The sequence below is a fragment of the Legionella bozemanae genome (assembly GCF_001648595.1).
GTDB lineage: Bacteria > Pseudomonadota > Gammaproteobacteria > Legionellales > Legionellaceae > Legionella > Legionella bozemanae.
Window position 1 is genome coordinate 43,250 of record NZ_LBAW01000020.1, and the last position, 26,637, is coordinate 69,886.

The window sequence follows — 26,637 nt, forward strand, 5'->3', positions numbered from 1 at the left end:
ATTTCTTTATCGTTTTTTAATTAATGCCCCTAAACCAACCTATAATAGATAGTATCCATACAATAAGGATAATTCATGGAAATTCAGTTCTTAGGTGCTACTCAAACAGTCACAGGTTCAAAATATTTAGTGCAAACTGAAAATATGAAAATCCTTGTCGACTGTGGTCTTTTTCAAGGTTATAAAGAACTTCGTTTACGCAATTGGTCATCACTACCTGTTAAGCCTCAAAATATTAATTATGTCTTGCTTACACATGCTCATATTGATCATAGTGGATACATTCCTCTGCTGGTAAAAAATGGATTTCGTGGAAAAATAATTTGTACTGAGGCTACATATGATTTGTGTAAAATACTATTACCTGATAGCGGCTATCTTCAGGAGGAGGAAGCTTTTTATGCAAATAAAAGAAGCTATTCGAAACATCATCCGGCCCTTCCTCTTTACACTCGCGAAGATGCAGAATTATCGCTCAACTATTTTTATCCTACAGCCTTCAACAAGCAATTTAAAATGCATGATGATTTTTATGCAAGCTTTCATTATGCGGGACATATTCTTGGAGCATCTTTTATACAAATTTGTCATCATAATGTATCTGTACTTTTTTCAGGGGATCTTGGTCGATCACAAGATCCCATTATGAATCCCCCCCAAGCACCATTAGAGTCAAATTATTTAGTTGTCGAGTCAACCTACGGTAACCGTTTACATGGTATAACAAATCCCGAGGAACAACTCGGAGAAATAATTAACCGTACAGTAAAACGAGGCGGTATCGTTTTAATCCCTGCTTTTACGGTCGGTCGCACACAATGCTTGTTGTATTACATTCAACAATTAAAATCAAAAAAAGTAATTGCAGATATTCCTGTTATTGTTGATAGTCCGATGGCTACGAATGCGACAGAAATCTTTTCCCGTCATGCAAATGAAAGTCGCTTAACTGTCCAACAATGTGCTGAACTTTGTGGTGTTGCTCGATACGTGCGTACCACAGAAGAGTCTATTGCACTAAATCAACAAAAAATGCCCATGATTTTGATCTCTGCTAGTGGCATGGCTACCGGGGGTCGAGTCATACATCATATACGAAATTTTGCCCCCAATTATAGAAACACCATCCTTTTCAGTGGATTTCAAGCAGGCGGAACTCGTGGGGATAGAATGGTTCGTGGTGAGAAAGAAATAAAAATGTTTGGGCAAATGATTCCAATTCGAGCTGAGGTAATACAGATGGAAAATATTTCGGCACATGCAGATTATGCTGAAATACTGTCTTGGTTAGCACACTTAAAAAATACACCCCGAAAAATTTTTATTACCCATGGGGAAAAAGAGTCTGCCGAATCTCTTAAAGTAAAAATAGAACAAAGATTTCATTGGAATTGTGTGATTCCTAACTATTTAGATCAAGAAAAATTAAGATGAATAACCAATCACCTAAAAGATCAAATAAATTAAAATTAGTTAAATTAGGTATTGATACGAGACACGAATTTATTCTTTTTATACGTTCAGACTGTTTTATTTGTATTTCGGAAGGGTTCGAAACACAAGCACGAGTTATTGTTCAGTTAAATAAAAAATCGATAATCGCATCATTATACATTATTCATTCTGATATTTTACAAGAATATGAAGCCAGTCTTTCCGAAAGCGCCTGGGAGCAAATTGGTGCCAAAGAAGGCGACTTGATTAATATATATCACCTACCTCCAGTAACTTCTATAAACTATGTGCGTTCTAAAATATATGGCAATATACTAACAGCATCTCAATTTTATGAAATTATCAGTGATGTTGTAGCTGGTAAATACTCCAATATTCATTTATCAAGCTTTATTACTGCTTGTGGCCATGACAATCTCAGCATTGAAGAAATTATTTACCTCACACATGCTATGGTTAAAACAGGTAAGCAATTGCATTGGAACCATCCTATTATTCTTGATAAGCATAGCGTTGGAGGTATTCCTGGCAATAGAACAACCCCTATTGTTGTAGCTATTGTGGCTGCAGCTGGGCTCATTATTCCCAAAACCTCATCACGAGCAATTACGTCTCCGGCAGGTACTACCGATACTATTGAAACAATGACAGCAGTAAATCTGCCTCTTTCAAAAATTCAAAAAGTAGTAGCACGTGAAGGAGGCTGCATGGTTTGGGGCGGTGCATTAGGTTTAAGCCCGGCAGATGATATTCTAATTCGAGTAGAAAGGGTGCTGGATATTGATCCAATGGGACAAATGATAGCATCTGTACTGTCTAAGAAAATTGCGATTGGTGCTACACATGTGCTGATAGATATTCCGGTTGGGCCCACAGCAAAAATTCGCTCTGATCTTGAGTTTTTCAAATATAAAAATTATTTTTCTTTAGTAGGCAATGCGTTTAAGCTGAATGTCATTACTTTAAAAACAAATGGAAATCAGCCTCTTGGAAAAGGGATTGGCCCAGCTTTAGAAGCAAAAGATATCCTGGCTGTGCTATATAATGATAAGGATGCACCTATCGATTTAAAAAATAAAGCAATTACACTTGCTGCGATCTTGCTTGAATTGGGAAAAAAAATACCTTTTCAGCAAGCCACAGAGTTAGCAATAAAACTATTGGAAAATGGTACTGCATTAAAAAAATTCTTGGCAATTTGTGAAGCCCAGGGTGGTTTTAAAGTTCCCCCTACTGCATCATTTACATATGACGTTGTTGCGCTCAAAAATGGACGTATTGCTGAAATTGATAATAGGAATCTAGCTAAAATAGCGAAATTGGCAGGGGCTCCTTATGAGCCTGCAGCAGGTATTGAATTTTTTGCAAAATTAAATACGCATGTGGAAAAAGGTCAATTGTTGTATCGAATCCATGCAGAGTCTAAAGGAATATTGGACTATGCCTGTACCTATGCTTTATCCATGCCCAATATTATTAAAATCACATCTGAAAAAACATAGGGCAATAATATGGACAACCCCATTCTTTTTTCATTACCAGGAAACAAGGAACTTACTCAAGCGTTGAGCAATAAACTATCTATTGAAATTGGTAAAGCAGAAATACATACATTCCCTGATAGTGAATCTTATATTCGAATTAATTCAGAAGTTAAAAATAAAAAGGTTTTTTTAGTCTGTACTCTTGATCACCCTAATAGCAAAATACTACCACTTATATTTATGGCTAGAACCCTTAAGGAGCTTGGAGCAAAGAAAATTTGCTTAGTAGCACCCTACCTCGCTTATATGCGGCAAGATAAACGTTTTCATTCTGGTGAAGCAATTACATCAACTATTTTTGCTCAGTTACTTTCAAGCTGTATCGATGGAATGATTACTATTGATCCACATTTACATCGCATACATCAGCTCTCTGAAATATACAGTATGCCTTCGCTGCTAACATTACATGCTACAAAAAATATTTCTGAATGGATATCTTCCCATATTAAAAATCCTATTTTGATAGGACCTGATGAAGAAAGTAAGCAATGGGTTTCTGAAATAGCCAATTTTAGCAATCTTTCTTTTGTAATTGCTCAAAAAAAACGTCTGGATGATAAACGAGTTGCCGTATCGCTGCCTGAGATAAAGGGCATTGAAAATACTCCCGTTCTTGTTGATGATATCATTTCTTCAGGGGTGACCATGTTCGAATCACTAAAACAACTAAGAAACAATGGTTTTAAAAATCCAATATGTATTGGTGTACATGCCCTTTTTAATAATCAAACAGAAATTATGCTCTTAAGTGCAGGAGCAAAACAACTTATTACTTGTAATACTATAATACATTCAACGAACCAAATAGATGTGTCTGATATTCTTGCAAAAGGAATTATTGAACTATATTAGAAAATTCACTTAGTTCAGCATGACTCATGCTTATGAAAAGTTTATCCAGACTAAAAAAATCTTAAAATTTTTCCCAAGGAATCATTTAAAAATGTAATTGCCAGAATTTGCTATACTCCTATAAAAAAGCAGGAGCAAGCCATGGAAAACCCAGAATTAATACCCCGTTATAAAATGGATGTAATGGATGCCTTATATAATCGTAGGGCAGTACGTAATTATCTACCTAAAAAAGTGGATTCTGAAATTATTCATCATCTTTTAGATGCGGCGATACATGCTCCTTCCGCATTACATGAAGAATCTAGGGGATTTGTAGTAATTCAGAATAAATCTTTATTAGATCGTATTTCAGAAAGCGCTAAGCTGTTAACGATGAATGAAAAGAAACAAAACATTGACTTACAAGAAGAGCATGTTTTGCAAGTAGTCCAACAAAAGGAGTTCAATGTATTTTATAATGCCCGTACATTGATTGTTATATACAGTACCTTTAAAGGAAAGTTTGTCAGCGCGGATTGCTGGTTAGCCGCTGAAAATTTAATGCTTGCTGCACTAACTTATGGTCTTGCTTCCTGTGTTATTGGTTTCGCAGTTGACGCATTAAATTTACCAGAGTGGAAAGAAGAGTTGGGAATCCCTAAAAAAATGACTGCTGTGGCCCCAATTATTCTGGGCTGGCCATCAGGACATACATTACCATCTGCTCATAAGCCGCCTCTAATTCTAAAGTGGAAATAATCGCAGCCTTTGCTATTACAAATTTCTAAATAAAACTATTAGAGAAATTCTAAAGTTGATAGATGTAAATGGGGTGCTCAAATAGTTCTTTTTGGGATTAAATAATGGAACAAAAATTGAATGATTTTTTAACATTAGAACCTCAACAAGCGTTACATGAATTACGAAGCTCACTACAAGGGCTCACCACAAGAGAAGCGAAACAACGTCTCAAGTTGTATGGACCTAATAAATTTGTAACCAAACCGGTTCGCTCTCATATTTTAGAAGCAATTTCTCACTCAATAAATCCGCTAGTAATTATATTAATAATTGCTGCTTTTATTTCATTTTTTACGGGCACTTCAACAAATGCACTTATTATTTTCATAATAATCAGTATAAGTGTCGTACTTGATTTTTTTCAGACACATCGCTCGTTAGTAGCTGCTCAAAAATTGCAACAACATGTAGCAATAAAAACCAGGGTATTACGAAATGGTAAAACATGTAATTTAGTCTGCAGTGAGCTAGTTCCGGGGGATGTTATTTATTTGACTGCTGGCGATATAGTACCTGCTGATTGTTTATTGCTTCAATCTAAAGATTTGCATACCCAGCAAGCTGCACTAACAGGAGAATCTTTACCTGTAGAAAAAGAATCCATTGTACTTTCGACCGCTCCTAAAAATTCTGTTGAAGCAATAAATGCGGTATTTTCTGGTTCTTCCATAGTGAGTGGTCATGCAACTGCCTTAGTTCTAAAAACAGGAAAACACACTTTATTTGGTGAAATTGCACAGACTTTATCGGTGACTGCGCCGCAGACCGAATTTGAGAAAGGAATTCTACATTTCAGCTTTTTTATTATGAGAACGGTTATTTTTCTCATTCTGTTTGTTTTTTTAATCAATATATTCCTTAAACGCCCTGCACTTGAATCGCTATTATTCTCTATTGCATTGGCAGTAGGCCTTACTCCAGAGTTTTTGCCAATGATCACAACAGTAACCCTAGCAGTAGGTGCTTTAAATATGGCAAAGCGAAAGGTTATTGTTAAAAATTTAGCCGCCATACAAAATTTTGGTAGTATCGATATTTTATGCTCAGATAAAACAGGAACTCTTACCAAGGGCGAAATGACTTTGGAACAATACATTGATATTTATGGAGAAAAATCCGAATATGTTTTATTGCTCGCTTATCTTGGTAGTTTATTTGCAACAAATATAAAAAATCCTTTAGATAATGCGTTACTTAAGAAATCAGGAATTAATCCACTTGATGCAGCAATTCTACATCATGAACATCCTATGCAGCAGGGTTACACAAAAATCGATGAGATTCCTTTTGATTTCGAAAGAAGACGCTCAAGTATTGTTGTAAAAAAAAATAAAACTAATTTAATAATTACCAAAGGAGCACCTGAAAGCATTCTTACAATTTGTAAAAAATATAAAATTGCAGATCAAAATAAATTAATAAATGACAAAATTAAAGAACGTTATTTGAATCTTTTTCATTCATTAAGCCAAGAAGGCTATCGAGTTTTAGCAATTGCATATAGTGAAACAACAATAAAAGCAAGTTATCAGGCCAATGATGAAATCGATTTAGTCTTGGTTGGTTTTTTAGCTTTTTTAGATCCCCCTTTGGAAGATGCACAAGAGATGATTGCTGATCTTAAGAATGCTGGTGTAAAAGTTAAAATACTAACGGGTGACAATGAGCTTGTTACTCAACATATTGGTAATAAAGTTGGCCTTCTTACTGAAAAAATTTTAATTGGTGAACAAATAGATCAAATATCGGATTTAGCTTTAGAAAAAGTTGTCGAAGAAATTGAAATTTTTGCTCGAGTTTCTCCCCAGCAAAAACAACGAGTTATAAGAGCGCTTCGCTCTAACAATCACGTAGTAGGTTATATTGGCGATGGCATTAATGATGCACCATCGCTTCACATTGCTGATGTAGGTATTTCTGTTGCTGAAGCAGTCGATGTTGCTCGAGAAACTGCCAGTATTATTTTATTGGAGCATAATTTAAAAGTTTTATTAAATGGCATTATAGAAGGACGTAAATCGTTTGGGAACATAATGAAATATTTAATGATGGGAACCAGCTCAAATTTTGGTAACATGCTCAGTATGGCATTTGCAATACCCTTCTTACCTTTTTTGCCAATGAAACCCACTCAGATACTTCTTAATAACCTGCTTTATGACATGTCACAAATTACTATTCCTTCTGATAATGTGGACCCTAGCTTTATTAACAAACTCAAACATTGGAATATCGATATTATCCGGCAATTTATGATTTATATTGGACCTATTAGCTCTCTTTTTGATTTTATTACATTTTGGGTAATGTTAAGCTATTTTAAAGCAACGGAATCGTTATTTCAGACAGGTTGGTTTATCGAGTCTTTAACAACGCAAACACTGGTTATTTTTGTTATTCGTACCGTTAATTCACCATTTAGCAGCAAACCTAGTCTGCCATTAACTCTTACGATATTTGCAGTAGTTGCCATAAGTATCTATTTACCTTTCAGTCCACTTGCTGGTTCATTGGGATTTGTACCCCTTCCTATAACTTTCTTTATTTTTTTAATATTGGCCGCAATGAGTTATCTGTTTCTTGTTGAGAGAATTAAAAGAAAATTGATGATAAATACGAACCAGGGGGGCTGATGTTCAACAAAATGCAAAGCGAAGAGCACAAAGCGCGGCACAGCATTTTAGACGCGCCTGCATTACTTCTACACAAGAAACGTCTTTTTTTTCATCAGCTCAACTACTGTTTTTCCTGATAAAGAACTCAGTGTTTTCATGAAATAAACTCCTTTTCCTAAAAACTTTTTTGTAACAGTTTAGATTAATATTGCTTGTCTTCAAAATATCTAGCTATTAGATGAGGATAAAATTTGTAATAGGACAACTACAAAATTTAAGTTGCCAAATAGTTTATACCGAATCGTGGGTAATTCACTCAATCTGACATAGTTTTGCTTATTAATAAATAAAAAACACATTATGTGTTAAGCTTGACTGATAGAAGAAAAAATGAGTTTGGTCATGATAAAAGTTGGGCAATTTAATAAATTAAAAATGGTACGAGAGGCTCCTTTTGGGGTGTATCTTCAAGGAGGAGAATGGGGTGAAATTTTATTACCTAATAAATCTGTGCCTAGAGGCGCTTTGGTTGGTGATGTACTGGATGTATTTGTTTATTTTGATTCCGACGACAAAATTATTGCGACAACAGTGCATCCTCATGCCAAATTGAATAGCTGTGCTTTTTTAAAAGTGATTGATGTAAATGCTGTAGGGGCTTTTCTTGATTGGGGATTAGACAAAGATTTATTGGTGCCAAAACCAGAACAACTTCGTCCTATGGAAAAGGGAAAATCTTATCTTGTCTATTTAAAGCAAGATAATCAAGGACGCATTATTGCAAGCTCAAAAATCGATTATTTTTTGGATAAGACCGCAGCTCATTTTAAGTCAGGTGAGGAAGTTACCTTACTTATCGCAGAGAGTACCCCATTAGGACGAAAAGTAATTATCAACAACAGTCACTGGGGATTAATCCATGCAGGTGATATTTTTCAACCATTAATTTATGGCAAAAAAATAAAAGGATACATTAAGAAGGTACGTGAAGATGGCAAAATTGATGTTGCTTTAAGACAAATAGGACAAAACAGTATTAATGAATTAGCGCAACGCATTCTATCTAAACTTGAACAATCCAGTGGTTTTTTGGCTTTACATGACAAAAGCTCTCCTACAGAAATTCAGGAGATATTTTCTGAGAGTAAAAAAAATTTTAAAAGTGCATTGGGACAACTTTATAAACGAGGTTTGATTGATATTGAAGAAAAAGGGATTCGTTTACAGACGGTAGAAAAGAAGTAGTAATAAAAAATCTTATCGATTACAAATGATTCCTATATATTTGATTCGTGAGGTATAACTGGTTTATAGTCCAAACCAAGTCAAATTTGGGTATACATGCAACATGCCTGAGAAAATTTATTGGGTTTCTATTTTGCGTTGCAGTAATCAAAACGATTACACAGGATATACAAATAATCTTGAAAAACGTTTTCAAGATCATCTTACAGATAACGGTGGAAAATATACGCTAAGCTTTAAACCCCTCTCAATTGCTCAAAGCTGGGAATAAAAGGCGGTAAATCAATAGCAATGCGTGTAGAACGTTATATTAAAAAACTTTCTAAAGCTCAAAAGGAGTAACTAGTACTCAATCCTTACTCTGATACTTTAATAAACATTTTATCCCAAAATTATTATCAAAGTTAAACTATAATTAAAAAATCCTATTACTTCTAAGAGAACACATGAAAATAAAATCAGACGAATCTCTTGCGACTCTCAGAGATGTTGGGCGTTCTGATCTTTTTATAAGAGACTTAGTAGCACATCAAAATCTTATTCAAGATTGGATTGATAACCTAGAAAAGCAGGCTAGCCAAAACCCACATGATATCTCTCACTTAAGGTTTGGAAAAATTTTAGAATATTTGTTACTTCAAAATTTTCAACAAATAGGGCTCGCGAACCTAAGATTCGACCCTAAATTGAGCAATGATGATTATTGGGAATGGCCCTCTTATAACGAAAGACGGACAGAGACAGGATTCCAATTAATAAAACATGCTTACAGAATTTATTTTACTGGCTTTAATGAAGATAGTGAAGATTTAAGTGCCAATAGGGCCAAAGCAAAAATACATTATTTTACCACGATGACCAATGAAGGATTAATGGCGTTTTCTTTTGAGGATAAAATAGAGCCCATTAATTTAAATTTATTTAAGGAACTGGCAATTCACCTGGAAGTAACATCATATGCCTGGGCCCAGCTGATAAATTTTCAAGAGAACTCCAAAACGCACTCCAATGAACACCAGATTTCTCAGATATTAGGTTTAATTTTCTATTTAAATATAAACCCGGATTGTGGGGATGATGTTTTTTACAAAATTTTATCCTTACTCGAAAAATCAACTGATAATGCCTTTAACTCAACTGTAGTCGCCTTACTTAAAAACATCATCCCTGAATATGATAATAAGGTGATTACATATATTCGTAATAATAATCCAATAGATTATGAAGAGAGTAATATTCAAGCACAAGAAAGGCTTTTTCAACCTTCGCAGAATCAGATGGACTCATTAAGATCTGAAATGAGGGAGGCTAAGGCGCTTCAAGAACAAAGTGAAAAAGCGCAACAAGAACGGGAACTTAAAAAGATTCTAATTGAAGCCATTGATGACTACCTTGATTGGCGTAAAAATAACAAGACCACAAAGGGTTACCAGCATAAATCAGGATGGTTTTCATGGCTGCGCCATTATACAAGTTTTGGGGAAAATCGCGCTATTGAATTAAAACGTGCATTGGAAAATGTAAGCGACTTAGATTCTATGAGTACTATTTTGCGCACTCATCTTGAAAGTAACTCAAAATTAAATAATCATTCTCTGGATAGCTATTTATTAAGAGCACTCTATCAAAAAAATGACAATTTTAAGTCATTATTTGATTTCGCGCATATCACTATCTATAAAGATACAAAGACAACTCGTACCTATGTAAAAGATAGCTTATTGGAGCAAATCGAACAAAGAAAGAACTTGGGAAATCCTGTTGAAAATTCCGTAGATGAAAAATCAGGTGAATCCAAACCAGTACGATCAAATAAAACAAAAATCGGGCTCAATGTTACTAAAATACCGAAAAGTGAACGGGAACAAAATATTTTAGCTGTCCTTACGGTATTAAATCATGATGAATTACTGAAAAATCAAGATGGCTCAGTTCCTCAGATCATTCAAGAGATACGAGAAATTGTTGGAACACTTGATCCGTCTAATGAGGAAGATATAGTAGAGGCTATTATTAACATTAAGGATAAAATAACTGACTCCGGCGAAAATATCGATAACGAACGGGCACGGATTGTCATTAACGCATTTAACCTGCCTGACAATAATTTTAAAAAAATTCGCGCTGCTTTAGAAGTTGACCAGGAAATGAAGTACATTATGGATAGCATTAGCGGGACTTCTTCGCAAAATGAAATGAATATATAAACCGCTAAAGAAATTAATTTATACCTCTAGTACACAAGACAATCTGTGTCAATTTGTCTTTAAGAAAAGGAACGTCATCTAAGATGAGTAACTCAAAAAAATCTAAGTAATATTGCACTTAATTTACATCAGCGACTCCCGTTATAGAACTGATTTTTTGCAACTGGATAGAAAGCGGCCATAAATGAAATTCAAGATTTTTTGCGCCAAAAGCGAATTAGCCATTAGATATTAACACCGCCTCAATCGGCAAAACTACCAATAGGCAATATGGAATATGTAACCTATGGCGCAGGAAAACCTGTTCTGATTATTCATGGTGGAGGCAGTGGCTATGATCAAGCGCTGCTTTTATTCAGGCGATATATGCCTGAAGGTTTTCAAATGGCCGTGGTTATTTAGGAACACCCATTGGGCTCCGGACAAACAATGGCGGTAGATGCAAAAGCCACTTGTTATGATTTTGCTAAAATTAGTTCTCCTGCATTAATGATTCATAGTACACATGATACATGTAAAATTTTATAATGGTGTGTTTGCCTATGAACGATTAGCATCAATAGAAAAAAAACGTTTCTGGATTGAATACGGTACCCATTTTGGTTTTTTCCTTGCCCAGCAGGCTCCAAAGGCAGCAAAAGGTTCGAGAATTTATAATAAAGTATGGTTAAGGGTCATGAAATTTAATGTATATCTTAAAATTTTGGCTGCGTTCTTTGTGATTTTTTTAATTTTTGTTTTGACATTTTTTAACTATTTAAAGTTAGTTGAGACAGCGATAGTGATTAATGCAGGGAAAACGATGTCACAAGGACTTTTAATTAGTTTAGAAAATGAATTAGTTAATAACCCAAAATCAAATTGGAATGCAATATTAAAGAAAAAGACCGATAATGTTGTTCATATTATAGCAATCGACAGTCTAAAACTTACCCCGACTCAGAATGACCAATTAAATAATGGTGAGATAATTTACTTATCAGGTACAACCTATCAATTTCTCAACTTGGTCATTGTACAACATACAGCGTATAAAAAAATTGGTAATACTTCATTCGCATTAGCTTATTATTTTTCAGATCCAGGCCAGGTTATTTTTCATTATATGAACCCTGCTTTAACACAAATTGTTGAACATTTATTATTAAAACCAACAAATACGTGGGATAAAGAAATATTGCAGTTAGAGAAAATATATGGCTTTCCTCTTGATGTTTATACAACCAACAGTAAAAACTTGCCCGGTACTATAATTAATTCTTTATCAACAAAGCGTCTGGTATTTGAAACAAATAAAAACTCATCGCAAATTGGTGTGCTCTATTATAGTTTTAGTGGTGGAGTGCTTAAAGTTGGCCCGCTCAGTTACCTACCAATTACAACAAGAATCAGTGATGTAATGTATTATTTTATATTGGCTTTCTTTTTCTTAGCCCTTTGCCTTATTACCTTTTTCTCGGTGCTTTTTGTGAAAAATATGAAGAGGATATATCAAATAACTAAAAATTTTAGTCAAGGGAACTTTGACTTTCATCGGAAAATAGGCACCACCTCTGTTTTATATGGGCTATATATAAATATTATCCACATGGGTAAGCGATTAAAAGAATTGATTGAATCACATAAACAAATGTGCCGATTTGTCGCGCATGAAATTAGAACTCCTTTATCAACCATACAAATGGCGACGGATAGTATCAAAAGGAAAAACACAGAAGATGTAGTACTCAATAAACAGATGAACAGCATACAAGAAGATATTGCAGACATGAATCGCATCGTCAGCACTTTTTTGTTTTACTCAAAAATGCATTCAAGCGAATTAAAATTAAAACCATCAGAGACCGATATCATAGTATGGTTAAGAAAGTTATTAGACCCTTATTCTTCATCGATATTTGAAATCACATTTCATGCTAATAAGTTAAATTCTTTAAAAGCAAATATAGATAGAAATATTTTAAAACATGCTGTTACTAATTTGATTACAAATGCCATGAAATTTGCAGAGCGTCAGATTTCTTTAACTGTTTCACTGGATGATAGCCATATTTTAATTCATGTAGACGATGATGGCCCAGGCTTACCAAAAGATGGTGTGGATGACATTTTTTCTGAATATACGATTGCTGAAAACGACGAAATGGGAGATAAACATATTGGGTTAGGATTAGCTATTATTAAGAAAGTTGTTACTCTCCATGGAGGAAAGGTTCTGGCTACACAATCACCGATATTTAAAGGCGCTCGATTTACAATTTTACTACAAAAATAAGTATTTAGAGAACTGTAAATGACGTCTTGATTTTGTACGTCACATATAAAATTCTGTTTTTGTTCCGGATGTTTCTGTAGAACTCATATAATGAGGCTGAGATTCTCTCAATTGTCTCACTTCGTCCTTATATTGTAATAGAGAGATTGGTGAAGGCTGTTTCGATAAGAATTTGTCACGGCCACCATGGACAAAACTAATGCTCATTTGCTCCCCATCAAATCTTATTTTGAACGATTGGTCTTTTTCAGGCAAAAATTCATTTTCTATTAATCGCACAAGTTTTATCTCTTGATCAAATTGCTTGAATATCAAACTACCCTCTCTGATAGACATCTCCACATCATCGTTATAGCGATTCTTATAATTTCCCACAAACACGCTCAATGATGAGGTAAATTCCTTTTCTGGAGAGCGATGATGTACCGCATTAAACCATTCTAAACGTCTTAACTTGGTTTCATCCTTGGGTGATAACTCAAGGGCTCTTTCGAAATAACCTCTCGCCTCTGCAAATTTGCCCTCAACTTCAGCAATTTTCCCTAAAATCGTTTCGTGCCATCCTAGCTCATTGCTTTGAGTATAATGCAAGTATTTATAAAGCTCTTGCATGTTGCTAATAGGTACTAAATCACTCGAACTGAACACTTGGTTTGCAATACTCATCCCATTTTCTGAATTGGTAAAAAATACGGCTCCTTTTTTGGTTGTTACATTGAGCGCAATAAAAGCTCGGGTATTAGGGTTTTCACCATATTGATATGCGATTACCTCATTTTCATGTCTATAGATATGCCAGCCCAAACCACATGTCATAAAGTCATCAGCGTTCGTTGGCTCAAATGCTTGTTTGATGAGAGGATCATTCATATTCTCTAACCAAGCAACCATGAGTTTCGAAAAATCATCAGCCGTTGTCAGTAGCGACCCAGCAGCATTTATGGGAGGATCTCCTACGTAGATTGGAGTGGGTTTTCCTAGCTCGGTATGCACTGCGACAACATTGCCATCGTCCTCTGGTGGCGGCATAAATGTAGAGCGCCTCATTTCCAAGGGGCCAAACACATACTTTTGAGCCAACGTTTCTAAATCTTTACCCATTTTGGTTTCGATGACTTTCTGCAAGTACAGGAACGCTTCGCCTGAATAGGAATATTTTTGGCCCAGTTCCGATTCGGGATCAAACCTTAGCGTTGAAGATAAACTTGCCCCAAAATTCGGCAAGCCTGTGGTATGTGACAATACATGTCGAGCCGTTAATTCCTTAGCTTTTTTAGGGTATTCACTATCCACTAAGAATCGTTCATAGTGCAGTATATTATGTAATGGTGCGTCTAAATCGATTTGTTTATCCTTGACCAGCTGCAACACCAAATAAGTAAAAACAATTTTGCTAAGGGAAGATGCTGGAAATCTGGTTTTATCATCTACGGCCATTTCAGAGTCGATAGATTGAGCGTTTTTTTTGCCAACAGACATTGAAGTTCTTGCAAACTCATGCTCATCTATTTTTTGGTGTTTGACACACGCATAACTCACAGCTGGAACATGACCCAACTTAGTTATTAGGTGTAATGTGATTATTAAAGAAGGAGTAGCCATATCGATGAATTCCACTTAAAAGTTTTGATATTTTAATTTTATCAAGAATCTTTTTTTCAAATGTATATAAATTGCACAGACCTCTCTTCTTACCATATGCCTGAATCTTCTACACATCACTGAAAAACCAGTCCAATCCTATTCCTTTCCCCCTGTGGCTTTGTCCGCAGGGCCCCCGTGTTCTAGGCAGATTTCTGGACCCCGCGGACAAAACCGTGGGACGTAGGCAGGGATGCGATCAAGAACAGTACCATATACAAGAGCCGATTTATTGTTAATCGATTTAGATCAATAGAGTGAACGAAAACAAAGTAAAAACTACTAGAGATTAAATAGGAATATTACTGTTGGCAGGGTAACTGTTTTGATGAATAAAAATTAAGCATGTTTATTCCCAAGCATCAGATATAAATACATATCCTTTTTTATGAATTGTTTTTATACGATAAGGCTTTTTACGATTATCATTCAGTGCTTTTCTTAAACGTGATATTTTTAAATCAATACCTCTATCAACCCCATCATATTCGTGCCCAGAAAGAGCATACTGCATACTATTTCTACTAAGTAATCGATCATGATTCTTAACCAACAAAGCAAGAACTTCAAAGTCAGCGGTACTTATTGAAACTTCTTCACCAAAGAGAGAAACACTCTTAGTACTAAAATTGATAGAAAAATTGCCGAAATGAAATTGATTTTGATTATTAACTAAATTAGGTCTACGTAATAAAGCTTCTATCCTTGCTTTTAAAACCTCGTCTGCAAAAGGTTTAGTTAAATAGTCATCTGCTCCGAAGTTTAAAGAGGATACTTCACTTTCTATATCATTAACTGCGGTTAGCATGAGTATTTTCCCCAAATACTCATCTCTAACAGTGTGACATATTTGATCGCCATTCATCCCTGGGAGCATGATATCTAATATAACCAGGCCAGGTTGTTCACGAATAATACGATAGACTGCTCTGTCACCACGTTTTTCGATAGACACCTCATAACCTGCTTCTTGTAAGCTTTCCTTGAGGTAATTGGCTAGCTTAATGTTATCTTCCACAAGCAATATTGATTTCTCTTTCATTCGTCCTGTCTCAGCCTCTTTAATAAGAAAAACATCAAAACAAATTAGCCTAAAATCCTGTTTAAGTTAAGTTTTACACAGATATAAGAGTATAAGCAAACACACAGTACTTCTGTACATTTTATATACAACAAATCACTTTTAACTCGGTATACTAACAGATAAGTCAATCCTTATTCAGATGAAATTATTATAAACTTGTACTGGAGTATTCTCATGAAAAATGTCAAAGAAAAACACCTGCCTGTTTCTGAATCCATAACGACAGATGAACCCCAAACCTCTTCTATAAAATTAGCTTTACAACAATTCAAAAAAGAAGCAGAAAAAAAAGAGGCTGCTGAGGAAGCGGCAAAAGTACGTTGTCGGGTTTGCTTTAAAGAAATTGCCCCTAAGCGCCTTTGTTCTGGACATGGAGGAGGTAGTGGTGACAGTAAAGATGATAGTGCTACCTCTGATAAAACCTCTGAGAAAAAAGCAAGTCATGAAGCAGATGACGTGCTAACTAAACCACGCAAAGGAGTTGAGGCTGTTGATGATTTGATAGACGTGTATGATTCTGGGGCTTTAGATGATAACAGTTTTGACGCGAAAATAATCGAGGAATTGATCGCCCGAGAGCAATTGCTGGTTGAAAGTGATCGTGAATCAATGACGCTCACTATTAAGTTGGTTTGTGAGCCTAATTCATTAACTAAAGAACAAAGAAAAGAATTAAAAAAATTCATGGAAGCAATTATAAAAGACTTCAAGAAGTTTAAAGAAGAAAATCATCTTTCCAATGACTATATACACATTACTCAAGATGAAGAGGGCAACATACTTTCTCTTCGTATTAGCATGCCTACATTAACCTTATACGATGCGTTTATCCAACGGCTAGCAAATAATTTAGTGCCAACAGCACATGAAAAGGATGAAGCCACCAAAGATCAAAGTTGTACTCCCAATCCACTTTCAATGCAACTTCAACCCTTCCCTTCTATTACAAGAGAGAAAATTGAAAAGAATGAGGAAGAACAAGAACTCTTTAATCCATCCCCTTTCCAAATACAACCATGGTAAAAACTACAATTCAAAAGAACAATGTAAAAGCTCCTATCTTGAAAGTGTAGGTCCTACCTACACTTGCTGCTGCAAGTTGGCCCAACCAAATGATTAGTGTGACAAGCCCCCTATATTGTTACGTGTTTCCACCTCTATTTTTGCCTTCTCCTTACAGCTCTTTTCTATTAGATTTTGGCCCGTTAAAAAAAAGCTATTCCCAAAAAATATTGACTCCTCTAAAAGCTTAGAAGGTTTGGTTTTTTGCCTCTGCTGCTCAACGGTGGTTTTGGGGTGCTCAGATTTTGCTCTCATAACAATCGTCCTTATATCTTGTCTTTATACAGAACAAAAAAGAATTATTATCCTCTTCTACAACATTACTTTGTCTGACTCTATTTATGTTTTTATCGCAGAGGAAATAAAACCATTTTTATATCGTACAAAAAATAAAGTAATTTATAAGCTGAGTTAATATTTACTTAAGGTTTTATGTTTACTATCCACGTAAATCTTAACCATAAAGGTTATATTAAGCCATGTATGAGAAAAAAAACAGCTCTACTTCTTCTGATTCAAAAACATTTAATCAAGAGGAATTCAAAGAAAACGTGCTAAAAGGTGCGGTAATAGGTGCTACGAGTACAACAGCAACTTTTAGCTTAATCGATAAACCCTTATCTCAAGCAATAAAATCTGTTGCTGAGTCTTATAAAGCTCAGGGCTTGAAACAATTAACGCAAAACATAGTGCAAGCAAATTACTCACAAATCTGGAATAATAGCTTGTATGTTCAGGCGTATCGAAATGCATGGGTGCACCCTATCAAAGGATATCCTGTAGCTCTTCTTAATTCATGCATGAAAAACATAGTACTTTTTCCTGCATTATATGTCTTTGAAAACGCATTAAATTCACAATTAGCAAATAAAGAAAATGCAAAAAATTATTCTGGATTTCTAGCAGGGCTTGCGACTGTTTATATAACAACCCCTATCTCTGTAATAAAGGCTCGAATGATGACTAATGTGCCCATTAATAACCTTAATGGAAGTCGCCTCATGTCAGGAGTCAATGCTATCGCTATGAGAGATGCAATTCAATATGGTGTCTATTTTAATACACTGAATTATCTTCAAGGAACATATGGTGATAATGTCTTAGTAGCAGGTGTATCTGGAGTTGTAGGCTATATTTTCAGCAATCCATTAAGTGTCATTGGACTTAATCAAAAAATTACTGCAGAATCAACCAACATAGTTACTATGGCAAGCAAAATTTATAAATCAAGTGGTGTAAAGGGCTTCTTTCCTTTAGTTGGTTTGTCTGCCTTTGGAATGTTTGCCCGTGGTATTGCAATTGACCAAGGCAAAAAAATATATGATGCATTGGTAAGTAATGACGGATATGAAATGACCAAAAAACCGTAAAGATTAGATAGCGACCTTCTCTCTATCTGCTGATAAGCTTGAAATCCATGAGGTCAGGTCTTGAGTTTTGCATTTCTCCATTGCTTCATTTGTTCATATTAAAAATATTAGTATTGTTTTATTAGCCTTTGAATGCATTGTTTTTCAACATATCGCATACGTACAACAGGAACCTTATTCGATTACCACCCTATGCAGAGTTTGAAGCCAGATGTAAAGAATAAATAGAATAAATATCAAAAAGGATTGCTCACAGTCGTCGAACCAAAGCCCGACCTACCTTTCTGATGGTTTTTTAGGCATTTTATCTATTTTTATTGAATACAGTTTTATTAACTTCAGATACTAATAAATTTAAATACTAGACTACTTGATTAAAATGCCTTTTGGGAGGGAAAGTCCAAACTAGATTATGGAGTCATATTTTGTGTAGGACTCGGATTCTCTTCAGAATTTTCTTTACGATGTTTCTTCAAAATAACTGTAGGTCTGCTGCCATTGTACATCCATGATAAAATAGGCCTTTGGGCGCTTTGAGTATTTAGCTGTGCACTCCGTTGTCTGATTCTCGATAAAGCACTAGGCTTTACAGTAGCTAATTTAGAATAATCCACACACTCCGAAAAAATTAACTTGCATTGTTGTTCGCGCGGCAAGGTATCTAAAACTCTAACTTGTTCTAACTCAGATGCTAAAAAGTTACATCTATATCGATGACTCACCTGTAATAACGCAGGAAACTCGCTAAAGCCTATTTTCTCAACATTCTGTTTTGCATCAAAAGGATTGAAACCCTCGGTAATTTGAGGATCTATAAGCGAGTTTTCATGTAAGTAAGGTTTTTTGTGATAATTGACCCAACGGCAGTGAGCATGGCTTGCCTGAAAATAACCATTTGTTTTTGTAAAAATGGTTTTTCCAAGTTTTTGGGCAGCTGCAAGAACACATCCATTCCCATAAGTTCCTCCTAATAATAAAGTCTTGGAGCCCGCTCTTTGACATTCCTGATTAAAAAAACGCATTTTAGCGCCAGAATTTATTTGCTCTTCAATTTTTTTCTGAATTAAATTATCGTTACCCAAATAGTGACTAATTTTTAAAAATAAAGCAGGTACATTATCAGTATTGAAGTGGATAAAGGCAGGAAAAGAGTGTTCCTTACAAATTTTAAGACGTTGTTGAATATTATTCAGAATATAATTTATATAGTTTTCATCTGCAATATCGTCAAAAATATCATGAAAGGATTCAATATATAAACTATCCCATTTTGGTAAGTGATTGGCTAAGCGATAAAAATAGCGATCGCTTCTCCAATACTCTTTATAGACTCTAAAACTGTTGAACAAACTATCTAACTTGGCTACATCATTATTAAATTCACTATGGCATTGCTGGCCTACTCTATGAGGTGACAGCAGTGGAGTAAGAATTTTTAAACCTTTTTTTGAATTGCTTAAAAAACAAAAAGGAAGAATTTGATCATCAATATTTTTGTCTTCTTGACTCCCGGAAATTAGGAGTTTATTTTGATTCTTAATCACATCATTCATTAACGCAAAAAAGTAAGCAACTTGAGGAGTGTTTATAACAGAATACTCCGTTTTATTTTTTAAGAATTCAAGAAAAGCCCCCTCGTCAGAGAAGTGTTTTATTTGAGAAGCTAATCTATTCAGTGCAATCAATGCATTTTGAAACTCGTTTATAGATGCAAAATACGCCAGTTCCTCTAAAATAATATTTATTTCTTCGTCTAGAGACATTTCAGCTCTACTGGTTTCTTCTAGTGCTTTGACTAGGTCCATCATAAGATCTCTTGTTAAATTTTTTTTAGGACTTAACTTATATCCTCTACTTTGACTCTCTTCTTTTTTATCTTGCATTAGTAAGAACCCATAAACTCATTGAACAAATAGTTTTACATTATATAAACATAAAGGAAAAATTAAATGGATAATTATAGATTGACAAATGAATCCTGTATTACAACGGGATCGCTAGCCCCATATGCACATTGGGGTTGCCAATCATCTCATCGGCCCAATCGGTTTGCTCTTGGAGGTAATGCTGGCGCAGGCGCATGCGCTGAGTAGATATTAAGTACAGAATCAATAGCCTCTTCAACTTTTTTTGTCATTTCTTTATTTTGTTTGTACACTGATTTATATTCAGAAACTGTAAGGTGAATCTGCTTGGGGTTAGTTACCCCATTAGTACTCATAAATTCTTTAACCGCACCTATCAAATTAGCCATGTTCTCCTCATATATTACACGATCGCCAGAGGAACTCTCTATATTTTGAAGACACTTTTTGCTTTCCAGATGATCATACAATCCGCTAGCCAAAATTAGCCTATCCCTATTAGTCTCATATTCCTTTACATTTTTATTAGCAAATATACCAACTAGTCCAACTCTATGATGATGACTACCTAGACAAGCAAGATTAACCCTTTTGTTTTCATCTCTAAAATAAAAGCTTTTAGCATTACGGCTTATTGGCATGACTTTGTCTATTTCAGGATAGGCAAATTCAATTAAATATTTTTTATTTTGGAAATCATAAGGTATTCCCATGGCCTCTAAAATGGGTATTTTAGTATTAGATCGAATAACCAGCTGTTTTTCATTGGTTTGGATCTTAGCATAAACTTCAACATTAATATTTTTTTCAATTTTAGTATCATTAATTAATCCTTTAACAAAATCTGATACATTCATCCCTCTACCTTTACCAATGGGTAACAAATGCCCATTGGGATTAAAAACTCTTCTATAGGGACTTTCTTGTGTACTGACATCCAAAATAGGTACTGGTGAAATATTTAGCTTGGGATTTAATTGATCAACAGTATCAGCAGGCAATTGTTTAAGAGTACTCATTTCAACCATTATGAACGCATCTGTTGAATCATAAACTCCTGCTGTCTTTTGAAAACCTGGTGGGATAAGATTATTTGCACAATTTATTAACTCTGAACCGGGATTTGCCATCCGCAAATTGAAATCCCCAATGGCAATCATTTTTTGTCTCATATTTTGACTGGCACATTTGAGAAGATCATTTTCTGCAGTTGTTGGATCTTCATCCGGTCTATGCCCTATAGTAAGGGCTACCGCTTCAATAGGTTCCTGCGTGGCGCTATGGGTTAAAGCGACACAAGGACATTTATTTCCATCCAGTTTAATAATCCGTTCATTTTCAAGTTTAAACTCTGACTTTTTATATAAAATAGCTACAGGAGCATTCTTACTATCAGGATCAGAATAAAATGCCCACTGTTCAGTTTCAGGAAGATTTTCATTCAATTTTTTCAAAAGCATACTACGTAAATCTGGTATCGTTTCCTGAATCGATAATAATGAAAGTTCACGGATTTTGGCCGTTTGACTCACAAACTCAACCATCTTTTCCCATCGATTTTTTTGCCAGAGCTCATAGTTAGAGTCGGATGAAGTTAAACCTCTCAAATTTTGTTTCGTATCAGGATATTGGTATCGAAACCCAGGAAATATATTGGCGTTGGCTAACATATTAAAAGTACCAGCATTTACATAGCCTGTACCAATAGGTATTCTACTTATCCGGAAAGCATGATCAGACAAAATATTATTGTCTTGCTCTTCGGTCAGTTCAGTAGACGGCAAAATATCAGTAATGATACGTTCAGACTTTATGCTTTCATTTACTTCACGAGACTGCATTTTATTACTCCATATTAAACTTTATGGGCAATTATTGATCAATTTGCGTTACGTGAGTATTATTACTACTACGCAATTTTAGCAATACAGTCCAAAAATCGGCCACATTTAGAATGCCGCTTTAGACTGTACATACGAAGCATTGTTTCGTAATATTAGGCTCCCTCCCTGCTGCAACTCTATTGGGAACTGAATTATTTTTCAAATGAATTTTGATCTGAATATCACAGTAAGCGGACTTTTTATGTCTTAATTTGTGGTTCATCACTTCCCTTTCAATTAATTTTAATATTTAATTTCTGGAGCCACCAAATGCATGGCTTACAAAAAGGTTTATGAATTCGGAAATAACAGTTAGAGTCAATTACTGGCGACAAGGTGTCCTCAAGTTTTTAATTTTACTTAGCTATTTTATTGTAAAATAATTCAATATTATCCGATTTATTAAACAATGCCTCCTTGTAGTGTCAATAAATTAAGGAAAATTATGATTGTTATCTTCGTCCATGGTTGGAGTGTCACACATACCGATACTTATGGAGAGCTTCCTCAATGGCTTGAACGTCAGAGCAAAGACGGAAAACTGAATATTCAAGTTGGTAACATCTATCTTGGGCACTATATCAGCTTTGACGATACGGTAACAATCGACGATATAGCACGAGCATTTGATCATGCAGTGCGTGATGAAATTGCTGATAAACTGCGAGATGGGAGGCGTTTTGCTTGTATTACTCACTCTACCGGTGGCCCCGTTGTTCGTAAGTGGATGGATTTATACTTTAAGAATAATCTTGCAAAATGCCCATTGAGTCATCTTATCATGCTGGCTCCCGCCAACCACGGTTCTGCACTTGCTCAACTTGGTAAATCCAGGTTAGGTCGTATAAAAAGTTTTTTTGAAGGTATTGAACCAGGAAAGCATGTGCTTGATTGGCTTGAGCTCGGAAGCAACATGAGCTGGCAACTTAATGAAAGTTGGCTTGATTACGATTGCACTGCTAACGGTATCTATTCGTTTGTACTTACAGGCCAGAAAATTGATCACCAACTTTATGATGCCCTTAACTCCTATACAGGAGAAGCTGGGTCTGATGGAGTTGTTCGTGTCACTGCTGCAAATATGAATTACAGTCTATTAAAGTTACATCAGGAGGGGAATAACGGTGAAAATCTTGTTGTCTCCAAAATGACACGGACAAAACAAATGGCATTTGGGGTTCTACCTGGATGTTCGCATTCCGGTAAAAAAATGGGAATCATCCGCAGTATTACTATGACCAATGCCGCTACTCATCCTACGACTATATGGGTCTTGCGATGCCTTCAAGTGAGAAATCGTGACTCCTATAATGCATTGGCAAAAGAGCTAGACAAGATTACCAAAGAAACCCAGAAAAATGAACATACAGAACTTGTGAAGACGCTTATGCATAAACGGGAGTATATCACCAATCGCTACTCTATGATTATATTCCGACTTATTGATGACAGGGGTAATCATCTTGACGATTATGATCTTTATCTAACTGCTGGACCCAAATATAGCGAGTATGCGCTTCCTACAGGTTTCTTCGCAGACCGCCAGCGTAACCAGCGTGATCGAGGTAAACTGACTTATTTTCTTGACTACGATATCATGGAAGCCGGGATTAATATCCCAAAAATGCAGGGTAATCTGGGGTTCCGTATTAAGGCATACCCTGCGCCAAGTGATCAAGCCCTTGCCTATTACAAGCCGCTTGATTTTCATTCCTCGCTCGCTGACATTAACAAAATTCTTCATCCGAATGAAACACTAATGGTAGAAATCATGCTTCAGCGGCGAGTAGATAGAACTGTCTCCCGCATCACCAACAACCTTAGCCCAGCAAAAATCAGTGTGAAACCGACGGGCAAAAAAGTAGATTAACATCACTTCTGTTTGATGTAATTGTGCATTAAAAGAAAAGCAAAATAGAGAAATAAGATTTTGAGAATTAAAACTAAATGATATCCTAGATGAAAAAACCTTAGGTCTGATGATCAAAAGAGCCCATCAATGAGAACTAGATTATTTAAATTGTTAAAATCACTAACTAAGCTTGTCTGCTTATGTTTTGTAATTTTGCTTGGGTTAAGAATATTTGATTCGCAACGTGGCCCAGCCTTAGAGTTATGGCATACTTATGTCCCCAAAGAAAAACATGCCAAAGAACTTGATAAACTTAATTGGGCACAATACATAGAAATAGAAAATGCTCTTTTTGACGCTGTACGAACTGAAGTAACTGAAAAATTAAATAAGAAAGAGCGTGTCCCGGTTAATCGATATTTCTCCGGCAGCCCAGTTTATCCCGAAAAATTTTCCACTGATTGGAATCGCTCTTATATACGTGAACCCCAAGGTCCCGCTGTTGGAGCTGTTGTACTTTTACATGGGCTGACTGATTCTCCTTATAGTCTGCGTCATATTGCCAGACGATATGTCGCCCATGGTTATGTTGCCATTGCTATCAGACTACCTGCTCATGGCACAGTACCTGCCGCGTTAACAGATGTCAAATGGGAAGATTGGCTAGCGGCAACCAGGCTAGCCGTACGTGAAGCGCGAAGACGCATAGGACCATCACAACCCCTTCATCTCGTAGGTTTTTCTAATGGCGGAGCACTGGCATTAAAATATGCTCTTGATTCTCTTGAAAATAAACAATTAACACGACCAGATAAAATTATCTTAATTTCACCGATGATAGGAGTCACCCGCTTCGCTCGCTTTGCGGGATTTGCTGCCCTACCGGCTGTTTTGCCACCGTTTGCAAAAGCAGCCTGGCTCAGTATACTTCCTGAATTCAATCCATTTAAATACAACTCTTTTCCGGTTAATGGAGCAAGCCAGTCTCATCGTTTAACTGCGGTATTACAACAACAAATAGTACGCCTTGCTAATGAAGATCGACTAATTGAACTTCCATCTGTATTGACGTTCCAGTCTGTAATGGATTTTACAGTAAGTACGCGTGCAATAATTACTGCTTTTTATGCCAACCTTCCTGCAAATGGTAGTGAATTAATATTATTTGATTTGAATCGAGCCGCTAAATTAGGTCTTTTATTACGCCCTTCCGCAGATACGGCAGTGGCACGGCTTTTAAATAAACCCCCGCGAAAATTTCGCACCGTAATCATTACTAATGCGACTGATGACAGTATCGATGTTGTCGAACGTGTCACTGAAGCTGGGACAGTAAATGAACGTGTTTCCTCTCTAGGATTGGCTTATCCCCGCGATGTTTACTCCTTGTCACATGTTGCCATACCCTTTCCGGTAAACGATAGTCTGTATGGCCTTTCTCCAGATTCGAAAAAATATGGCATTCAATTAGGAGCCCTCGCTTCGCGTGGTGAACGAAATGTACTCATCATAAGTTTGGATTCAATCCTCCGACTTTCATCCAATCCATTTTTCCCCTACATGATCAAACGAATAGAAGAGCATATTCCCTCAACTACTCCAAAGGTAATAACTGTCTCGAAATAAAATTCAAGACAGTTACTACTGTTAAAAATGCTTTTTAAGGAAAAAACGCTTATGTCCTGGAGGACAATTTTCAATTGTCCCGAAGGCTTCATAACCATATTTCAAATAAAAATCTTTTGCTCGCCAATCAAATGTATCTGTATGAGATACTGTTGCACCTAATTTTTGCTTCTTCCTCAATTTTATTGAGAGAAGGGAGCCTATACCCTGATTTCGAAATTTTAAGGCAACACAGAATTCACTGATGTAAGCCATTTGCCAGCAGGAAAAGGCATTGATGCTGGCAATAATCAAACCATCTTCATCCTTTATATGATAATTAAGAGATATGTAATCCATTTTGGAGGTATGTTGAACCTGATTTCTGTTGAATTCGCCCAGTATCGATATCCAGTGTTGATATATTCGATATCACTTTCTGAACTTTTTACAATGTCGAGTTTCATTGTTACCAACTCCGGTATATTCCACCATCCAAACTAGATGTTGTAGCTAATATCCACTTTGTTTGAGGTATTTTTCATACTCTTCGTGTTCCAGACTATAGAACCACAGCCCTTGTTCGAGCATATCCTTACTGCTTTCTTCATAAGCGCTCTCTCCAGTAGCGAATTGCAAAATGCCACCAGGATTCTGCCAAGAAGCAAAGCGTTTTATCATGTTTTCATGCACTATCTTAGGTACATGAAACAAGGTCCATCATTCATTGAATACTTTATTTAATTTTATTCTGCTCCTGACGAAACAGATTAAGACTTAAGAAGCTAACTTGCTCATACTTTTATCTTTACTATTGTACAGGCGTTTGTGGTGGTGTTTGTACCTGCGGCTGTATTTGTGTCGGTGGCGGTGTTTGTATTTGCGGCTGTATTTGTGTCGGTAGCGGCGTTTGTATTTGCGGCTGTATTTGTGCCGGTGCCGGTGGCGGTGTTTGTATTTGCGGCTGTATTTGTGCCGGTGGCGGCGTTTGTATTTGCGGCTGTATTTGTGCCGGTGGCGGTGTTTGTACCTGTGGCTGTATTTGTTCCGGTGGTGGTGTTTGTACCTGTGGCTGTATTTGTTCCGGTGGTGGTGTTTGTACCTGTGGCTGTATTTGTGCCGGTGGCGGCGTTTGTATTTGCGGCTGTATTTGTGCCGGTAGCGGTGTTTGTACCTGTGGCTGTATTTGTTCCTGCGGCTGTGGTTGCTCCTGAGGTTGTGGTTGCTCCTGCGGCTGTGGTTGCTCCTGAGGTTGTGGTTGCTCCTGAGGTTGTGGTTGCTCCTGAGGTTGTGGTT

The 26,637-nt window shown here is 36.1% G+C and carries 21 protein-coding genes; 14 read left to right on the plus strand and 7 right to left on the minus strand.

Annotated features, from left to right (window positions below; genetic code table 11):
• The first annotated feature begins 75 nt into the window (after window positions 1-75).
• The 10 genes from A8O27_RS13910 to A8O27_RS13950 all read left to right on the plus strand — a co-directional run bounded on the left by A8O27_RS13910 (window position 76) and on the right by A8O27_RS13950 (window position 12,979).
• On the plus strand, window positions 76-1,434 hold the full coding sequence (locus tag A8O27_RS13910) for an MBL fold metallo-hydrolase RNA specificity domain-containing protein (RefSeq protein WP_058457734.1): 1,359 nt from the start codon (window positions 76-78) through the stop codon (window positions 1,432-1,434).
• Window positions 1,431-2,957, plus strand: coding sequence for a thymidine phosphorylase family protein (locus A8O27_RS13915; RefSeq protein ID WP_058457733.1), 1,527 nt, complete (start codon window positions 1,431-1,433; stop codon window positions 2,955-2,957). The genes A8O27_RS13910 and A8O27_RS13915 overlap by 4 nt, the downstream gene beginning before the upstream one ends.
• A gap of 9 nt (window positions 2,958-2,966) precedes the next feature.
• On the plus strand, window positions 2,967-3,854 hold the full coding sequence (locus tag A8O27_RS13920; protein WP_058457732.1) for a ribose-phosphate diphosphokinase: 888 nt from the start codon (window positions 2,967-2,969) through the stop codon (window positions 3,852-3,854).
• Between the two features lie 141 nt (window positions 3,855-3,995).
• Window positions 3,996-4,595 (plus strand): nitroreductase family protein, encoded by a 600-nt coding sequence (locus A8O27_RS13925; RefSeq protein ID WP_058457731.1) that lies wholly within the window; start codon window positions 3,996-3,998, stop codon window positions 4,593-4,595.
• A 104-nt stretch (window positions 4,596-4,699) separates the two neighbouring features.
• Window positions 4,700-7,270, plus strand: coding sequence for a magnesium-translocating P-type ATPase (gene mgtA, locus A8O27_RS13930; protein WP_058457730.1), 2,571 nt, complete (start codon window positions 4,700-4,702; stop codon window positions 7,268-7,270).
• A gap of 384 nt (window positions 7,271-7,654) precedes the next feature.
• Window positions 7,655-8,497, plus strand: a complete 843-nt coding sequence (locus tag A8O27_RS13935) for a CvfB family protein (RefSeq protein WP_058457729.1) — start codon at window positions 7,655-7,657, stop codon at window positions 8,495-8,497.
• A gap of 103 nt (window positions 8,498-8,600) precedes the next feature.
• Complete coding sequence (locus A8O27_RS13940) at window positions 8,601-8,768, plus strand: GIY-YIG nuclease family protein (RefSeq protein ID WP_235810445.1); 168 nt, start codon at window positions 8,601-8,603, stop codon at window positions 8,766-8,768.
• A gap of 175 nt (window positions 8,769-8,943) precedes the next feature.
• Window positions 8,944-10,704, plus strand: a complete 1,761-nt coding sequence (locus A8O27_RS13945) for a hypothetical protein (protein WP_058457728.1) — start codon at window positions 8,944-8,946, stop codon at window positions 10,702-10,704.
• Between the two features lie 270 nt (window positions 10,705-10,974).
• Entirely contained in the window at window positions 10,975-11,106 is a 132-nt protein-coding gene (locus A8O27_RS19375; protein WP_259293095.1) for a hypothetical protein, read from the plus strand.
• Window positions 11,107-11,209: 103 nt separating this feature from the next.
• On the plus strand, window positions 11,210-12,979 hold the full coding sequence (locus tag A8O27_RS13950) for a sensor histidine kinase (protein WP_235810444.1): 1,770 nt from the start codon (window positions 11,210-11,212) through the stop codon (window positions 12,977-12,979).
• A 39-nt stretch (window positions 12,980-13,018) separates the two neighbouring features.
• On the opposite strand, the gene A8O27_RS13955 is transcribed toward A8O27_RS13950, so the two are convergent.
• Window positions 13,019-14,581 (minus strand): serine hydrolase, encoded by a 1,563-nt coding sequence (locus A8O27_RS13955; protein ID WP_058457727.1) that lies wholly within the window; start codon window positions 14,579-14,581, stop codon window positions 13,019-13,021.
• Window positions 14,582-14,969: 388 nt separating this feature from the next.
• Complete coding sequence (locus tag A8O27_RS13960; RefSeq protein ID WP_058457726.1) at window positions 14,970-15,662, minus strand: response regulator; 693 nt, start codon at window positions 15,660-15,662, stop codon at window positions 14,970-14,972.
• 216 nt (window positions 15,663-15,878) lie between these two features.
• Here A8O27_RS13960 and A8O27_RS13965 point away from each other — a divergent pair, with 216 nt between their 5' ends.
• The gene (locus A8O27_RS13965) at window positions 15,879-16,727 is read left to right on the plus strand and encodes a hypothetical protein (RefSeq protein ID WP_058457725.1); all 849 of its coding nucleotides are present in this window, start codon (window positions 15,879-15,881) and stop codon (window positions 16,725-16,727) included.
• A gap of 518 nt (window positions 16,728-17,245) precedes the next feature.
• The gene (locus tag A8O27_RS13975; protein ID WP_058457723.1) at window positions 17,246-18,136 is read left to right on the plus strand and encodes a hypothetical protein; all 891 of its coding nucleotides are present in this window, start codon (window positions 17,246-17,248) and stop codon (window positions 18,134-18,136) included.
• Between the two features lie 410 nt (window positions 18,137-18,546).
• On the opposite strand, the gene A8O27_RS13980 is transcribed toward A8O27_RS13975, so the two are convergent.
• Together A8O27_RS13980 and A8O27_RS13985 are read right to left on the minus strand one after the other, a co-directional pair.
• Window positions 18,547-20,019: a hypothetical protein gene (locus A8O27_RS13980; protein WP_235810443.1), complete on the minus strand. Its 1,473-nt coding sequence runs from the start codon at window positions 20,017-20,019 to the stop codon at window positions 18,547-18,549.
• Between the two features lie 149 nt (window positions 20,020-20,168).
• The gene (locus A8O27_RS13985; RefSeq protein ID WP_058457722.1) at window positions 20,169-21,842 is read right to left on the minus strand and encodes an endonuclease/exonuclease/phosphatase family protein; all 1,674 of its coding nucleotides are present in this window, start codon (window positions 21,840-21,842) and stop codon (window positions 20,169-20,171) included.
• A 487-nt stretch (window positions 21,843-22,329) separates the two neighbouring features.
• On the opposite strand from A8O27_RS13985, the gene plaB reads away from it, so the two are divergent.
• Together plaB and A8O27_RS13995 are read left to right on the plus strand one after the other, a co-directional pair.
• Complete coding sequence (gene plaB / locus A8O27_RS13990; RefSeq protein ID WP_058457721.1) at window positions 22,330-23,754, plus strand: phospholipase PlaB; 1,425 nt, start codon at window positions 22,330-22,332, stop codon at window positions 23,752-23,754.
• Between the two features lie 129 nt (window positions 23,755-23,883).
• Window positions 23,884-25,362, plus strand: coding sequence for an alpha/beta hydrolase (locus A8O27_RS13995; RefSeq protein ID WP_058457720.1), 1,479 nt, complete (start codon window positions 23,884-23,886; stop codon window positions 25,360-25,362).
• A 21-nt stretch (window positions 25,363-25,383) separates the two neighbouring features.
• Here A8O27_RS13995 and A8O27_RS14000 read toward each other — a convergent pair whose 3' ends face one another.
• The 3 genes from A8O27_RS14000 to A8O27_RS18915 form a co-directional block, all read right to left on the minus strand.
• Entirely contained in the window at window positions 25,384-25,701 is a 318-nt protein-coding gene (locus A8O27_RS14000; RefSeq protein WP_058457719.1) for a GNAT family N-acetyltransferase, read from the minus strand.
• A 153-nt stretch (window positions 25,702-25,854) separates the two neighbouring features.
• The gene (locus A8O27_RS14005; protein ID WP_154669246.1) at window positions 25,855-26,022 is read right to left on the minus strand and encodes a hypothetical protein; all 168 of its coding nucleotides are present in this window, start codon (window positions 26,020-26,022) and stop codon (window positions 25,855-25,857) included.
• A gap of 130 nt (window positions 26,023-26,152) precedes the next feature.
• Window positions 26,153-26,637: hypothetical protein (locus tag A8O27_RS18915; RefSeq protein WP_211269250.1), on the minus strand; the 485-nt coding region annotated here is incomplete at its 5' end.

Coding starts and splice junctions, on each gene's coding strand:
- A8O27_RS14005 (WP_154669246.1), bottom strand. CDS start 26,022: ATGATAAAACGCTTTGCTTCTTGGCAGAATCCTGGTGGCATTTTGCAA.
- A8O27_RS13980 (WP_235810443.1), bottom strand. CDS start 20,019: ATGCAAGATAAAAAAGAAGAGAGTCAAAGTAGAGGATATAAGTTAAGT.
- A8O27_RS13950 (WP_235810444.1), top strand. CDS start 11,210: ATGATACATGTAAAATTTTATAATGGTGTGTTTGCCTATGAACGATTA.
- A8O27_RS13945 (WP_058457728.1), top strand. CDS start 8,944: ATGAAAATAAAATCAGACGAATCTCTTGCGACTCTCAGAGATGTTGGG.
- A8O27_RS13985 (WP_058457722.1), bottom strand. CDS start 21,842: ATGCAGTCTCGTGAAGTAAATGAAAGCATAAAGTCTGAACGTATCATT.
- A8O27_RS13955 (WP_058457727.1), bottom strand. CDS start 14,581: ATGGCTACTCCTTCTTTAATAATCACATTACACCTAATAACTAAGTTG.
- A8O27_RS13975 (WP_058457723.1), top strand. CDS start 17,246: ATGTATGAGAAAAAAAACAGCTCTACTTCTTCTGATTCAAAAACATTT.
- plaB (WP_058457721.1), top strand. CDS start 22,330: ATGATTGTTATCTTCGTCCATGGTTGGAGTGTCACACATACCGATACT.
- A8O27_RS19375 (WP_259293095.1), top strand. CDS start 10,975: ATGGAATATGTAACCTATGGCGCAGGAAAACCTGTTCTGATTATTCAT.
- A8O27_RS13925 (WP_058457731.1), top strand. CDS start 3,996: ATGGAAAACCCAGAATTAATACCCCGTTATAAAATGGATGTAATGGAT.
- A8O27_RS13965 (WP_058457725.1), top strand. CDS start 15,879: ATGAAAAATGTCAAAGAAAAACACCTGCCTGTTTCTGAATCCATAACG.
- A8O27_RS13935 (WP_058457729.1), top strand. CDS start 7,655: ATGATAAAAGTTGGGCAATTTAATAAATTAAAAATGGTACGAGAGGCT.
- A8O27_RS14000 (WP_058457719.1), bottom strand. CDS start 25,701: ATGGATTACATATCTCTTAATTATCATATAAAGGATGAAGATGGTTTG.
- A8O27_RS13940 (WP_235810445.1), top strand. CDS start 8,601: ATGCCTGAGAAAATTTATTGGGTTTCTATTTTGCGTTGCAGTAATCAA.
- A8O27_RS13995 (WP_058457720.1), top strand. CDS start 23,884: ATGAGAACTAGATTATTTAAATTGTTAAAATCACTAACTAAGCTTGTC.
- A8O27_RS13920 (WP_058457732.1), top strand. CDS start 2,967: ATGGACAACCCCATTCTTTTTTCATTACCAGGAAACAAGGAACTTACT.
- mgtA (WP_058457730.1), top strand. CDS start 4,700: ATGGAACAAAAATTGAATGATTTTTTAACATTAGAACCTCAACAAGCG.
- A8O27_RS13960 (WP_058457726.1), bottom strand. CDS start 15,662: ATGAAAGAGAAATCAATATTGCTTGTGGAAGATAACATTAAGCTAGCC.
- A8O27_RS13915 (WP_058457733.1), top strand. CDS start 1,431: ATGAATAACCAATCACCTAAAAGATCAAATAAATTAAAATTAGTTAAA.
- A8O27_RS13910 (WP_058457734.1), top strand. CDS start 76: ATGGAAATTCAGTTCTTAGGTGCTACTCAAACAGTCACAGGTTCAAAA.